Raw genomic sequence first — 15,718 nt, forward strand, 5'->3', positions numbered from 1 at the left:
AAAATAGTATTCATAAATAGTGATGTACAAATATATACCAGAAAGGGTATATGCCGCCGTTTCACACGCGTATATATCGTCATGCGGCGCCAAAAATAATGAAGGATCAACGAGGGAGCGACAACAATCCATGAGCAGGAGAGATGCTGAAGCACTGATGCGGCAGGGCATTGAACTCTATGATCTTGGCAGATTCCAGGAAGCTGTGGTCATGTTTGACCGGGCGCTCACCCTCTTCCCGAAATTACCCAAAGCCCATTACTTCAAAGGTATCGCACTGTATGACCTCGGTAAATACGATGCAGCGGTCGAATCCTACGACAATGCGCTGACGCTTGACCCATCCGATATTAATGCGTGGTACAACAAGGCCGCGACTCTTGCACAGGTCGGCAGGAACCGGGAGGCACTCGCTACCTGCGAACGGCTGATCGCTCTCAAGTACGACAACTCCGAGGCTTGGATCCTCAAGGGAATCGCCCTCTATGAACTTGGGCAGTATCAGGACGCCATATCGGCATACGATCATGCGCTTACCATCGATCCCAGCCATGCAAAGGTCTATTATAACAAAGGCATCGCACTTGCCGATCTCAGCCGGCATGAGGAAGCCATTGTCGCGTACGGGATGGCGATCGAGATTGTCCCCGAATATTCAAAGGCTTTTTACAATATGGGGATCTCCCTCTACGAGATCGGAAGATATGACGAAGCCCTCGGCGCCTTTGAAAAGGCACACACTCTTGATCCCTCCGATGCGTGGGTCTGGTATTATCGTTCATTTATTCTCGCAAAACAGGAACGGTATGCCGAAGCGGCCGAAGCGGCCGGGACATTTCTTAATACCGAACCCGACCACGCGGACATCTGGGTGATAAAGGGGATCGCCCAGTACAAGGAAGGAAAATTTGCCGATGCTGTAGTATCGCTGGACAACGCAATTTCGCAGAACCCCCTCGTTGCGGATGCCTGGCTCTATAAGGGTTTCTCCCAGTTTGAGCTGGCACGGTACGAGGATGCCACGTATGCTCTGGACAAAGCAGCGGAGATGAACCCGACAAATACAAGGATCTTCTTTTTCCGGGGCAAGGCATATCAGCACCTGAGCCGGTTCCGCGAGGCCGTGGCGGATTTTGACCGGGCAATCGCTGCCGAGCCGGATACTATTGATGCGGTGTACAGTCGGGGTGTCTCCTGCATCTACCTGAGCCGGTACGAGGAGGCACTTGAGGCATTTACCCGTATTCTCGCCACACAGGGGAATCATGCCGGTGCCTCCTACTTTAAGGGAATTGTCCTTTCACGGCTCGGGAGGCAGACAGAGGCGATCGAGTCCTTTGAGCATACCCTCTCTGTCGATCCCGGGTGTGCCTCGGCCGCATACCAGATCGGCATATCTTATGCAAGCCTCGGACGCTTCAGCGAAGCCGTCTCTGCCTATGACCGGGCGCTTAAGATCCGGCCAGATTATTCGGACGCCGTATACCACAAGGGTTTTGCCCTGGCCAAACTGGGAAACAGCGAGGATGCCATCCGGGAATTTGACAAGGCCTTAAAGGATAATCCGGGCAATGCACAGGCATACCACCAGAAAGGCCAGCTTCTGGCAAAGACCGGCAGATATGAGGAAGCCCTGGACTCGCTCAACAAGAGTATCGCCCTCAAGCCAGACAATGCTCAGGCTTGGTACGACAAAGGTAGTGCCCTTTTAAAAGCTGAACAGTTACAGCCCGCGATCGAGGCGTTTGATCAGGCAATCGGGATCTACCCCAACTACGTCAAAGCATATTTCAACAAGGGCCTGGCCCTCGTAAAAGAGGGGGAACTGGACGAGGCACTCCGTGCATTTGACCAGGCCGTAGCGATCGATCCCACCCATACACTTGCATTTTATCACCGGGGTGCAACGCTCTTCAAAAAAGAGCGGTATGCCGATGCCGTTGCTGCCTACGATGCCGTGCTCGCCCTCGCCCCGAAGAATACGACCGCCCTCTATGAAAAAGGGATCGCTCTCACGCATCTTGGGCGGTTCAAGGATGCTGTCACCGCATTTGAAGCGGCAGTCGAGCAGAATCCAGGTCTTGCCGATGCCTGGCTCTATAAGGGGATCTGCCATGTCCACCTTGGTGCCTCTGATGATGCGATTTCGTCGTTTGACAAGGTAATTGGCCTTAATCCAAAGAATACGGAGGCCATGGTCCGCAAGGGGATGGTACTGGTCACCCTGGGCCGGTACGACGAGGCGATCACCATCTTTAACCGCGCCCTTGAGGGCACCCCACGGGATGTCTGGGCTTGGTACTACAAAGGCATCTCTCTAGCCGAACTTTCCCGGTTTGAAGAGGCAATCAGGTCGTACGAGCGGGTGCTTGAGATCAACCACCGGTGCACCCGTGCATTCTACGAGAAGGGCAATGCCCTTGCCCGCCTCGGCAAACCGCTAGAAGCGATTATCTCGTACGATCAGGCACTGGAGATCGAGCCCGATAATCAAAAAACCCTTTACCAGAAGGGGATCGCCCTTGCGCAGCGCGAACGGTACGATGACGCGATCAGGACCTTTGAGCGGATGCTGGTGCTTGAACCGGATAACCCGCACGCGCTCTATTATCTCGGTATCGCATATGCCGGCCGGGAACGGTACGATGAGGCAATAGGGGCGTTTGAACGATCCCTCAAACATGACCCGGCCAATGCCCTTACCCATCATTATTTGGGGATCTCGCTTGGCCAGTGCGAGAGGTACGACGATGCAATCCGGGCATTTTCCGATGCACTAGCTCTTGACGCCTCCAATGCTTCGACATACTATTACCAGGGTATCGCGTATCTTCAGTCCCGGAAGTATGAGGAGGCCCTCGCGGCACTCACCACATCAGTGTCGATGAATCCCTCACTTGTCGGGGCGTTCACGTACCAGGGCATCGCTCTTGCCCGGCTCGGACGACACGACGAAGCAATTTTGGCGCTGAACCGCAGCCTCGCTGCGAATCCATCTCATATGGAGGCGCTGGTCTGCCGCGGCGAATCGCTCATGGTGCTCCAGCGATATGCGGAAGCGGTGGAAACCTTTGATCGCATCCTTTCCTTAAACCCGAATCTTGTCGATATCTGGATGCAGAAAGGAGCCGCACTCGACAAGCTCGTAAAAAAGCAGGATGCACTTGCCGCGTATACCAAGGTGCTGGAGATAGATCCGAACAATGCAGATGGCTGGGTGAAAAAAGGCATTCTGCTTTCGGATCTGGGCAAGATTTCCGAAGCGGTTACGGCATTCAATAAAGCCCTTGACCTCAATCCCGCGCTTGTCGATATCTGGATGCGGAAAGGAGACGCCCTCAATGTCCTCGGGCGGACAGAGGATGCAGCGGATGCATATGTACAGGCTCTCAACCTGAATCCCGATCAGGAAGATGGCTGGATCAAAGATGGCAGGGCTCTCTTTGACCTGGGGAGGTATCAGGATGCCATCGATGCCTTCGACAACGCGATCGCCTTAAACCAGCGGAGTACCGGGGCTTTCCTTTACAAGGGACTCGCCCTTGAAAAGATCAATCGGATAAAAGAAGCGATCCAGGTCTTTGAGGTTCTTCTGGAGATCGACCCCCACAACAGCGACGCCCAGTACCATATGGGTCTTGCCCTTGCAAACTCCGGCCGGCAAAAAGAGGCATTAGTCTCCTTTGAAGCAGCGATCAAAGAACGGGAATCCTTTGCCCCTGCGTGGTACAATAAAGGAAAGAGTCTCCTCGGTCTCGGACAGTACCAGGAAGCTATTACTGCGTTTGACCGGGCGCTTGAGATAGAACCCGGTTACACCGAGGCCTTTTACTACCGGGGATTTGCGCTCTCAAAACTCGGGCGATATAAGGAGGCCATCGACGCACTCGACAGAAATCTTGTAAAGGACACCACAAATTCTCCCGGATATTACTTCAAAGGTATTGCCCTTTCAAAGTTGGGGAGGTACCAGGAAGCGCTTGACGCGTTTGACCGGGCTTTGATCTATGACCCGGAAAATGCACTGGTCTATTACCAGAAAGGACGGGCGTTAGATGGCCTAGACCGGCACCAGGATGCCGTTACCGCGTTTGAGAAAACTCTTGCGCTCAAACCAAAATACACTGAGGCACGGATGCGTAAGGGCATCTCACTCTATAATCTTGGCAGGTTTGCCGAAGCGCTCAGGGATTTCGACCGGACCATTACAGAGAACCCCCACAACTTCCATGCATGGTACCAGAAGGGCCGTGCGCTCTTTGACTTAAGCAACTACAACGAAGCCATCGACGCTTACGACCACGCGCTGGATGTGGAGTCCAACTACCCGGACGCCCATTACCACAAGGGACTCGCTCTCTACGAACTGGGGAGATATGAGGAAGCAATTCTCTCCTTTGACCAGGCACTTGAGAACGATCCTCATCTTGACAGTGCCCTTTTCCATCGTGGTGCCTCGCTCCTGAAACTTGAACGCTACCGCGAGGCAACACAGGCTTTCAATCAGACACTCGTCCTCCTCCCCAAGTACGCTCCCGCTCATCATTTCAGGGGTGTCGCACTCGCCGCACAGGGCCTGTACCAGGATTCCATAGATGCGTATGACCGTGCACTTGAATGCGATCCAAAAAGCGCAGAATCTGCGCTCAACAAGGCTATGTCACTGCACAATCTGGGGCAGGAGGAGGATGCGCTTGCTGCCGCAGGCAAGGCTATAGAGATCCGGTCAGATTTTGCCGAAGCATGGAGATATAAGGGACTTATCCTGTTCCATATGGGAAGGTACCCGGAGGTTCTTGAAGCGCTGGACCAGGCTCTTGCCTGCGATCCGGGAAATGCGCAGCTCTATTACCAGAAAGGCCGGGCCTTCGATGGCCTTGCCCGACATGAGGAAGCGATCCTTGCGTATGATACTGCGCTCTCCACCCAGCCCGACTGCATTCAGGCGCGGATGCACAAAGGAGAGGCGCTCTCAACGCTGGGCAGGTTCCGCGATGCAGTCGGGGAATTCAAAAAAGTCCTTGGGACACATCCCGATAATGCCGATGCGTGGTTCCAGAGAGGCCGTGCACTCTTTGACCTTGGAGATTATACTGAAGTTATCGATGCCTGTGACCATGCGCTCAAACTAAAAGCATCCTATACCGAAGCACACCAGTATAAAGGTCTCGCGCTGTATGAACTGGGCCGGTATGAGGATGCAATCAAGTCCTTTGATAAGGCAATAAGCATCGATTCACGTCTCGACCGAGCCTTGTACCATCGTGGGGCAGCGCTTTTAAAACTCGAACGTTACCGCGATGCGATTGAGGCGTTTGACCGGGCATTAGTTCTCGTACCAAACTATGCCACCGCTCATCATCTCAAGGGTGTCGCACTTGCAGCACAGGGATTGTACCAGGAATCTATTCTCTCTTTTGAGAGAGCACTCCAGTTCGATCCAAAGAGTGCAGAATCTGCGCTTAACAAGGCCATATCGCTGCATAATCTGGGTCAGGAGGAGGATGCCATCCAGGCTTCGGAAATAGCCATAGAGATCCGGCCGGATTTTGCCGAGGCATGGTATTACAAAGGTGTTGCCCTCTCAACTCTTGGGCGATATGCAGATGCAGTGCCGGCCTTCTCCCGGTCACTTGAAATTGACAGTACCGATACACATGCCTGGTTCGACATGGGGCTTGACCTGATCCAGCTCTCGCGTAACGAGGAGGCCGTAGCAGCCTTTGACCATGTTCTTGGCCTGCTTGCAGATTATCCTCAAGCACACTATCATAAAGGGCGGGCCCTTGCTGCGATGGGTAAAAACGAAGATGCTGTTGTCGCATTTGATCACGCACTGGAGATCACCCCCAAGGATGCGCCCCTTCTTTCAGCTAAAGGTCTGGCCCTTGAAGCATTAAAACACTTCAAGGAGGCTGCCGCCGTTTTTGAATCTGCTTGTGCGGAAGATCCCGGGTCTGCAGATAATTTCTATCACCTTGGCCTTGCATATGTCGAACTGCAACGGGATGAAAAAGCGGTCAGTGCCTTTGCAAAAACCCTCAAGATCAGCCCGGACAATACCGATGCGCTGGAGCAGGCGGGACTTGCGCTCGCCCGACTGGAAAAATACGAGGATGCGATCGATGTCTTTGACCGGTGCATCAGGCAGGGCCGGGAAAGCGCCCGTATCCAGTACGAGAAAGGCTGCGCGTATTACGCCCTCAAAAAATATGAGGAAGCGATCCCTTCCTTTGACCGTGCGATCGAACTGGACAGCAACCATATCGGTGCACTGGTCAAAAAAGGGCAGGCGCTCTCTGAACTTCACCGCTACGATGATGCCCTTACCTTCTTTGACCGGGTAATAGCGCTCGATCCTGAAAATGCAATTGCCCATTTTGCCATGGGGACTGCGTTCACGCGGCTTTCCCGGTACGAGGATGCCGTGATCGCGCTCGATCGCGCCCTTGAATATGACGGCGGCAATGCCCGGATACATGCGTGCAAGGGATACGCCCTCTACCGACTCAACCGTTTCAAGGAAGCCGCCGAATCATTTGCAAAGGCGCAAAAACGCCAGTCTAAAGATGCCTTTACCCTGCTTTACCGGGGAAAATCCCTCCTGCACAACGAGCAGTGGGAGGAGGGCATTGCAGCGTTTGACAAGCTGCTGGCCCTTGACGGGAAGAACGCGGCTGCCTGGTACTATAAAGGCATCGCGTACTCCCACCTTGCGCTTCACGATGAAGCGCAGGATGCATTCGAACAGGCGCTTGCAATCGACGAAAATTGTGCGGCAGGATGGTACCAGAAAGGACTGGTGCTCTTTGAACGGGAACGCTTTGACGAGTCGCTGCCGGCGTTCGAGCGCGCACTGGTGATCGCCCCCGGTGTTCAGGACTACGCATTCAGGAAGGCGCTTGCCCTCTTTATGCTGGAGCGGTACCAGGAGTCCTCCAATATCTTTGATCTGGCACTAACGCTGGGCCCGGAGACGTCCGTCATCCAGTATTACCGGGGCCGGGCACTCATGGAGATCAAAGATTTTCCAAAGGCACTCGATGCGCTCAACCAGGCGCTCGCCCTCGACCCGGAGAACTCATTTATCTGGCTTGCAAAAGGTGAAGTCCTGTTCCACGAAAATGATGGCGCTGCAGCGGTATCTGCCTTTGACCAGGCTCTTTTGCTTGACCCGAAATCCGTTGAGGCCGCATTCTATAAAGGTGAATCCCTCGCGTTGCAGGGCAATGACGAAGAGGCAGTCCATGCGTACGATCTCGCCCTTGGCCTCGATCCATCATACCCCGAAGCCGCTTACAGGAAAGGGCTGGTGTTGTTCCGGCTGAAGAATTATGCCGGGGCTGTTGAGGCCTGCGATCAGGCAATCCAGTTTGTGCCCGAACACGCACACGCGCACTACGAGAGGGGACTGGCTCTTTTTGCTCTCGGGAAATATGAAAAAGCGATACGATCCTTTAAGCATGCCCTTGAACATGACCCCTCATTAAAGGATGCGCTTTTCCAGTCCGGGCTGGCGTATGCCGCTATGAGCAGGTACACGCAGGCAGTCACCTCATTTGACAAACTGCTGGAACTTGAACCGCAGAACGCGGAGGCGCTGTACCACAAGGGGCGCATGCTCGCAAAACTCAGGAAAACCGATGAGTCACTGAGCGTGCTCGATGCATCCCTCAACATCGAGAACAACGTTGCCGATGTCTGGCTTCTCAAGGGGAGTGTGCTTCTTGATCTGGAGAAACTGGAGAGTGCACTGGAAGCCTTCGATCGTGCCCTTGCCCTGACCCCGGATAACATTACTGCCTGTTACCGTAAGGGAAAGACCTTTGTCGGGCTTCGCAATTATCCGGATGCGATTCGCTGCTTTGACCGGGTCATTGCTGCCGATCCCGGCTGCGCACCGGCCTGGTTCCGGAAAGGCAGTTCTCTCTTATCAGGTGGTGATCTCAAAGGCGCAATAGAGGCACTTACAAAAGCCCTCGAACTTAAACCCGATAATGCAAACGGGTGGTATGACCGGGCCGTTGCACTCGCAGGTCTTGAGAGGTTCGAAGAGGCAATCCCCTCCTATGACCGGGCGCTTGCCCTGAATCCGAAGTACGCCAGCGCTTATTACGATAAGGGTACTGCGCTTGCCCGTCTCGGCCGTGACCGGCAGGCAATCGACGCCTTCGAAATGGCCTCTTCGATCGATCCGAACTTCTCTTTTGCTTATTTCGAAAAGGGGCTGGCACTTGCTCGGCTCTCAAAAAACAAGGATGCGATAGCTGCCTTTGATGCAGCGATCGCCATCAATGCATCCAGTGCGCCGGCATTCCTGAACAAGGGGCACGCCCTTGTAAATCTCAAAAAATTCGGCGAAGCCGTTGTTGCATTTGATTCTGCCATCAAATTGGATCCGTCAGACTACAATGCATGGTTTGCAAAGGGCTGTGCTCATTCCCAACTCAGGCAGTACGATGACGCGGTTGCTGCCTTTGATCGTGCACTTAGCATCGACAAAAACCAGTACCTGGCATATCACGAAAAAGGTGTGGCGCTTGCGCGACTCGGCCAGTACGAGGATGCAGTCACAGCACTCTCTGAGGCCATCTCTCTTGATGACAAGAAACCGGAGACCCATTATGAGAAAGGCTGTGCGCTGTTCGAGTTGGGGCACGACAAGGAGGCTGTCACCGCGTTTGGCCGGGTTCTTGAGCTGGACGCCACGTTTGCTGATGCTGCCTATATTTTGGGTCTTGCTCTGGAACACCTCGGCCGATACGCTGACGCGATAACGGCATTTGATGGTATGCTCTCCCATGCACCGGATCATTTCGGGACCTGGTACCACCGTGGCCTTGCGTCGGCGCAGATCGGAAAAGACGATGATGCAGTACAGGCCTTTGAGAAAGCCCGCCAGATCGAGCCTCACGACATTCCTCTGCTATTCTCTGAAGGAAAGGCATGGTACCGTCTGGAACAGTATGAGGATGCGCTCCATCTCTTTGACATTGCACTTGGGAAGGAACCGGGCAATGGCGAGATCCTTTTTGAGAAAGGAAAGACCCTTGCCATTCTGGATCGGCATGACGAAGCACAGGAAATCTTCCGTCTTGCCTTTACCCAGCTCGCTGACAACTACGAACCTGCTTATCTCCGGGCCCAGTCGCTGGTCGTGCTCGAACGGTACGAGGAAGCCGACATGGCCTTTGACGCTGCGCTGTCGCTTAACCCCGATAACCCTGATATCTTGTTCAAAAAAGGCGGAGCGCTTATGCATACCGGCCATTACGAGGCGGCAATCGCGGCGTATGACCGGGCAATTGCACTCCGGCCTGATGATCCCGGGGTGCATCTGGAGCGGGGCCGGGCTTTTGCTGCCCTCAAGAAGTACGAAGACGCCATCGGTTCGTTTGACCGGGTGCTTGAGATTAAGCCATCGGATCCAACTGCCAGTTTCGAACGTGGGAGAGCGCTCTTTTATATCGAAAAATACGAAGAAGCGCTTGCGGCGGTTGATGTTGGTCTTGATGGCGATCCGAAAAACACTGATGCCCTGTATTTCCGTGCAGCTTCACTTGCTGCTCTGGAACACTACACAGAGGCCGCAGAATCGTTCGAGCGCCTGCTGGTGTACACCCCGGAGGATGCCGAAACCTGGTACGAGCAGGGTTGCGTTCTTGCCCGGCTCCGGCACTTCGAGGACGCCATCGCAGCATTCGACCGTGCCCTCAACTTAAATCCGGAGCATTTCGAAGCACAGTTCCAGAAAGCCCGCTCGTTTGACCTGCTGGGACAGTACAGCGAGGCAATTGAGAGTTATTCAGAGGCCCTCGCCATCCGGCCTTTGGATACAAAGACGCTCTGTTACAAGGGGGTCGCGCTTTCACGGAGCGGGCGTTCTGAAGATGCAGTAAAAGCATTTGACGCCGCGCTGGAGATTGATCCGGTCTTTGCCGATGCACTCTTTGAGAAAGGCAGGGCACTTGTTACGCTGGGTATGTTCCGCGAGGCGGTCAAGACCTTTGACAAGACACTGCTTATCGACAAGAATTATACCGGGGTCTATTTCTATAAAGGACTTGCTCTTGCAGATCTGGGAAGGCATGACGATGCGATCCTCGCGTTTAACAAGGCCATTGATCTCGATGCCGGTAACACTGATGCATTCTATCACAAAGGAATCTCCCTTGCTGCAACCGGTAAACTCGATGACGCGATTGAGGCATTTGATCATGTGATCCAGTCCACTCCGGATTCAGTCCCCGGATGGCTCCACCGGGGGATGGTGCTCTACGATCTCGGGAAATACAACGACGCCATCGAATCATATGGAAAAACGCTGGAAATTGATCCGGCCAATGCAGATGCGTGGTACCTGAAGGGCCGTGCAATCCAGGCTCTCAACAACTTTGGTGATGCGGTTGAGGCATTCAACAGGGCGCTCGAAACAAAGCCCGATTTCACGGACGCGCATTACTACAAGGGCCGGACGCTCTTTGAACTGGGCAAGTACAACGAGGCTGTTCTCTCATATGACAACGCCATTGCCCTTCGCCCTAAGCACGATGAAGCGCTGTACTACAAAGGAATGGCGCTCCTGCGACTCCTGAGGCCCGAGGATGCGGCCACCACCTTCGATCTTGCGCTCCGGCTCCGCCCGAACTACGCGTATATCTGGACCGGTAAAGGGATGGCCCTTGCTGCCCTTGACCGTCACGAGGACGCGATCACCTGTTATTCCAAAGCCATCGGCCTTGACAAGAAGGATGCCCGTGCGTATTACCAGTCCGGGCTCTCGCTTTCAGCCTTGAGCCGGTACCAGGATGCGATAAAAAACTTCGATGCGGCGCTTGTACAGCACCCGAAATATGCCCCGGCATTCTATGCAAAAGGGCGGGCCTTGTGCGGAGTCGCCATGTACCAGGAAGCGATCAACGCATTCGACCGGGCCCTCTCCGAACATGCCGACTATCCCGAAGCGTGGCTCCACCGGGGGATCGCAGAGGCAAACCTGGACCGGTACGAGGATGCACTGGACTGCTATAACCACGCCCTTGCAATCAACGCCTCATACGCTCCGGCGCTTCTCAATCTGGGCCGGGCATTTATTCACCTGGGCAGGACCGGCGAAGCTCTGGATGCGTTTGAAAAAGTCCTTGCCCTCCAGCCGGAATCAGCGGAGGCGTATTATTACAAGGGGCTTGCCCACGTAAAGAAAGAGCAGGACGATGAGGCGGTTGATGCGTTCAACCATGCGATCGCCATCAACCGGCAGTATGCAGAAGCGTACCATTACAAAGGTGTTGTGCTTGCCCGCCACGAGCAGTATGAGGAAGCGGTAGCCTCGTTTGATGCAGCATTGCGGATCAAAAGTGATTATCCTGATGCCCTGTACGAGAAGGGTAGATCCCTGTTCCATCTGGGGAAATACAAGGATGCTATTGCGGTCTTTGACCAGGCATTGTCTGCCAACCCGGGATATGCCGACGCAATCTTCCAGAAAGGGCGGGCCTATATTGAACTCCGGAATACCGACGGGGCAATCAGGGCATTCGACCGGGCGCTGGAGATAAATCCGTCCTGCTATCAGGCACACTACTGGAAAGCCCGTACCTTAAATGACGAGGGCAGTTATGATGAAGCCATCACGGAGTACGACCGTGCCATTGCCATAAAACCGGATTCTGCCGAACTTTACCGGGATCGCGGCCTTGCCTATGCAGCGATTGAACAGTACCGCGATGCCATCAAGTCATACGACCGGGCACTGGAACTCGATCCCCATGGCGCCGACTCTTTCTCCCACAAGGGAGCATCCTTGGCCGAGCTTGGCATGTACCGTGATGCGCTCGAATCGTTTGAGAAAGCACTGGAAAAGAACCCAGAACTTGCAACCGCCTGGTTTGGCAAAGGAAACGCTCTCTACGATATCGGGAAGTTTTCTGAAGCAAGAGATGCGTATGACGAAGGTCTCAAACTGGACCCGGAGAATGCAGTCGGCTGGACCCGGAGGGGAATGTCCTTTGCCGGCCTGAAGAACCATAAGGCCGCGATTGAATCCTATGACCGGGCCATTGCAATCGATCCCTCGTTCTCGATTGCATACTTTACCAAGGGGAGTGCCTTTGAGGCGCTCGGGCAGTTTGAGGATGCAGCAGAGTCATACCGTGCGATGATCTCTCTCCAGCCGGATTTTGTCGATGCATGGATCCATCAGGGTCGTGCCCTGAAGGAACTTGAGAAATTTCAGGAAGCCCTGACCTCGTTCAAACGTGCACTGGAGATCGATCCCTCTCGTAAAGAGGTCTGGAATGATATCGGGGCGACGCTGGACAAACTGGGCAAGCATGAGGAAGCAAAGATCTGCTACGATAAGGCGCAGTAAGGATTTGAGCTGTTAGTCACTTCTTATACTGTCTGGAAAAGCCCGTAAAAACGTCCGATTGATATCCCTGAAATTTTAGGACTGTATGTCCATCAATTTGCCAAAATATGCCCAAATTGAACCCCATATACTGCCCCTCACAGCCTCATATCCACGTTCTGGCGCCTCTTTTTCCCGGATCGTGTTGTAGGCAATTTGACCTGCGATCTGCCAAAAGAATCGCATTATAGGGTCCGTTTTAATTTGTCCGTTTCCCGAAAGAAACCCAATTTGGGAGTGTTTGGAATCGGAGCCCGATTCGGGCTTCTTTTGAGATATGAAAAGGGGAATCGGGGCGCGGATTGGGCCCGGATTTGATGGATTGGTCGGGTTACATTTCGCCCGAAGTTAACATCCCCACCGTGGAACGAGGATTTAAATTCGGGAATCTGAAGTACTAAAAACATCATGCCCCGCTGTGCCTCGGAGAGGCCCTGATGCGGGGAACCCTCCCACAGTTGGTTTTATTGATTTTCATGGTATGGTTCGGGGTTAATGGGGATGTTTTGTTTCTCCAGCGCCCTGTTTTTATTTCGATCCTTGTGCGGGACTTTGCGAAAAAATAAGAAAATTTTTGGCTTATCAGTATTTCTTCCTGACCGCGACAACCCAGAGCGCAGCACAGATAAGTGCAATTGCAGCCAGAACGATCTCCACATCATATTTTATATAAAACGGTGTCTCGGTTGCCGCCAGTTTTTCTGCAATGTCAAGGTTGGCCTGGAGATTAGGATAGTTGGGGTCCAGTTCCTCTACCTTCTGGAATGCGACGACGCCCTCGTTGCACCTGCCCATACCGCAAAGAGCGTACGCCTTGTTAAACCATGCATCCGCATTGTCCGGTTCGACACTGATGGCTTTTTCAAAGGAATCCAGTTGTTCGTTATAATACAGACTTGCGTTGGTCTTGTCATTGAGCTGGTTCTGATAATAAGCACCGATCGTATAGAGGATCTGCCCGTGGTTTATCCATTCGTTTGCAGACGATGCATTCAGCGCCAGCGCCTGGTTCGAATTAGCAAGGGCCATGTTCAGGGTGGCGAGGGGATCGGCGGTGTACTGGTTTGCACGGTTGAGAGCATCCGCCTTGCCGTCCCAGGCCGCGGCATAGTTGGGATCGAGGGCGATTGCCTGATCATAAGCCTGGAAGGCTTCTGTGTAATTTTTCTGGTCTGTCAGGTTACGCCCGAGTGCGGTCCATCCTGCAGCATCGGTTGGAGCCGCTGCTGCGGCTGGTGTAAGGACAAAGATGCTCAGCACAAGGAGGAGCATCACGAAAATGATGGCACTGGATCTCATATCACGCAATATATGAAGCACGGTTCCCTCATAAGAATTACTCCATCAACACGGAAAAATTATCCCTGTTTCCGGAGTACAAGGATATGACGTGTGAGGCTCTTGTGCACCCTCTGGGTATGGTGCTGGAGCACGGTCATGTGTTGTGCTGCAATACTGGAGATATCCTGGTGAGTGACCACGATTGCACGGCGACCGATCATCAGGACACGGTTGATCTCGTCGAGAGCATCGTGATATAGGTGCTCCATGGTGTCGGCTTTTTTTATGCAGACCGACTGACCGTAGGGAAAATCTGTCACGACCTCATCCACGGTCTGGTCTTTTATCGGAAGCCGGGTCGTGTCGCCAAGGAGGAGCACACTTTGCTTCACATTCTCTTTACTTCCCCGGATCATCATCGGATCAAAGTCAATTCCCACCGCATGGAGCCCGAGCATCTCCGCCTCGATCAGGATCCCCCCGGTCCCACAGAACGGGTCAAGCAAGGTAGTCCCGGCCTCCGCAAGAGAGAGATTGACAAGAGTCCGTGCCATCCGTGGCATCATGACCCCGGGATGAAAAAATTCGCGTTTGCCCGGGTTACGCTCGTTATATGCCCCACGATCGATCCTGAACAGAACTTTCCCGAAATAACACCGGTCCTTTGAAAGGATCGCCCGGTACTCCTCGATTGGGTTGATGAGCTGGACCGGCCCGGTGATCATGGTTCCGATCAATCGTTCAAACTCCCGCTGGGAGCAGGGGTTTTTCTCCTGGCAGCCATCATGGACCAGTTTGGCCCGGCCGGAGAATGGCTGATTGGTGGTTATGGAGAGATCTGTAAGTAGGTGCCGGAACGAGGTAATTTCCGGGGCGCATTCACCCAGGTACTCAAGCACTACATGGGTCATTGCGAGACGCAGGGCCGCGGCCGGTACCGGGCATTCCGCGACGGCAACCTGCGGCCGCGTATCAATCACTGATGCAACGCATTCAATCTCCGCACACGGCAGGGTCGGGTTCTCACCGGACAGCTCAAAAAGGAGCTTCATCTTTTATATATGGGACACATCCCCACAAATACCTGCGCGAATTACCAGACAAAAATTATACCTCACGTGGGATCTGATTGTGAAAAAATTATTCTTTTTAACTCTCTTTGCGGCATTGTAATTGTCGGATGCGTGTCAGCAGCAACTCCCGCAGATAACCAGACTGTGAACGAGACAGCCACCACCGCCCCACAGCTTATCGGCGGGGATATGGGAACCTACCTTGTCAAGGCAAATGCCGATGGGGCAAATGTTACCTTTGATTCGGATTTCAAGGGTATCACGAAGGAGGGTCAGCTGAAAGTCGAAGTCTGTACGACCGGAATGCCGTACCGTGTCATCACCGTTGAAAAGTCCGGGTATGCTGTCTACACGGCAAACATAACATCAGTCCCGGCGAAAAACGAGACAGTTGAGATCCCGGTGACCCTCATCCCGCTCGCAGCGGCAAACACGACGGCCCAGCAGGCAAATGCGACCGCCACGGAAGCAGCAGGTTCCCCGGCCAATGTTACTGCCGACGTAACAACTACCGTGGCAACCGCAACTGCAACCTCACCGGCGCCGACCCAGTCAGGCAGTCTGCCGTTTGCCGCCTTTGACATCATCGGTACCCTTGCGATCCGGTCAAGGCGCTAAAAAGTAATATTTCTTTTTTTTGCAGCGGATCCGTTTGCTGTTTTTGAGGATTGGATAGGATATCCGGATCCTATACGGCGTTGACGGTTACGGACTCTTTTCTAAAAAATATGTGCATGAAAAAAGTAAAAATGGCTCTGTAGAATCTGGTATAAATCTAGACGTTCACAACAGAACCATGAATACAGAGAAAAATGAGTGAGTGTTCCCCGCATCAGGGCCCCTCCGGGGCACGGCAGAGCAATAAGTTAGTTTTGCATTTTTTCAGTTATCGATCCACCGCGGGGGCGTCTCTTCGGGGGGCGGCACTTATCGTGTTTAAGGGAGTGGCAACTCT

4 protein-coding genes are annotated in these 15,718 nt (G+C 53.5%); 2 read left to right on the forward strand and 2 right to left on the reverse strand.

The window, feature by feature from the left end; genetic code table 11:
* Window positions 1–130 precede the first annotated feature (130 nt).
* Window positions 131–12,370, forward strand: coding sequence for a tetratricopeptide repeat protein (locus tag QZN75_RS08825; RefSeq protein ID WP_292427530.1), 12,240 nt, complete (start codon window positions 131–133; stop codon window positions 12,368–12,370).
* A 621-nt stretch (window positions 12,371–12,991) separates the two neighbouring features.
* Here QZN75_RS08825 and QZN75_RS08830 read toward each other — a convergent pair.
* On the reverse strand, window positions 12,992–13,708 hold the full coding sequence (locus QZN75_RS08830) for a tetratricopeptide repeat protein (RefSeq protein WP_292427533.1): 717 nt from the start codon (window positions 13,706–13,708) through the stop codon (window positions 12,992–12,994).
* Window positions 13,709–13,767: 59 nt separating this feature from the next.
* Window positions 13,768–14,742, reverse strand: a complete 975-nt coding sequence (locus QZN75_RS08835) for a methyltransferase domain-containing protein (RefSeq protein ID WP_292427535.1) — start codon at window positions 14,740–14,742, stop codon at window positions 13,768–13,770.
* A 9-nt stretch (window positions 14,743–14,751) separates the two neighbouring features.
* On the opposite strand from QZN75_RS08835, the gene QZN75_RS08840 reads away from it, so the two are divergent.
* Window positions 14,752–15,381, forward strand: coding sequence for a hypothetical protein (locus QZN75_RS08840; protein WP_292427538.1), 630 nt, complete (start codon window positions 14,752–14,754; stop codon window positions 15,379–15,381).
* Window positions 15,382–15,718 lie beyond the last annotated feature (337 nt).

It is taken from the genome of Methanoregula sp., from assembly GCF_003170075.1.
Classification (GTDB): domain Archaea; phylum Halobacteriota; class Methanomicrobia; order Methanomicrobiales; family Methanospirillaceae; genus Methanoregula.

Bases quoted from the DNA above. Each gene is read 5' to 3' on its own strand.
- QZN75_RS08825 (WP_292427530.1), top strand. From the start codon at position 131: ATGAGCAGGAGAGATGCTGAAGCACTGATGCGGCAGGGCATTGAACTC.
- QZN75_RS08830 (WP_292427533.1), bottom strand. From the start codon at position 13,708: ATGAGATCCAGTGCCATCATTTTCGTGATGCTCCTCCTTGTGCTGAGC.
- QZN75_RS08835 (WP_292427535.1), bottom strand. From the start codon at position 14,742: ATGAAGCTCCTTTTTGAGCTGTCCGGTGAGAACCCGACCCTGCCGTGT.
- QZN75_RS08840 (WP_292427538.1), top strand. From the start codon at position 14,752: ATGGGACACATCCCCACAAATACCTGCGCGAATTACCAGACAAAAATT.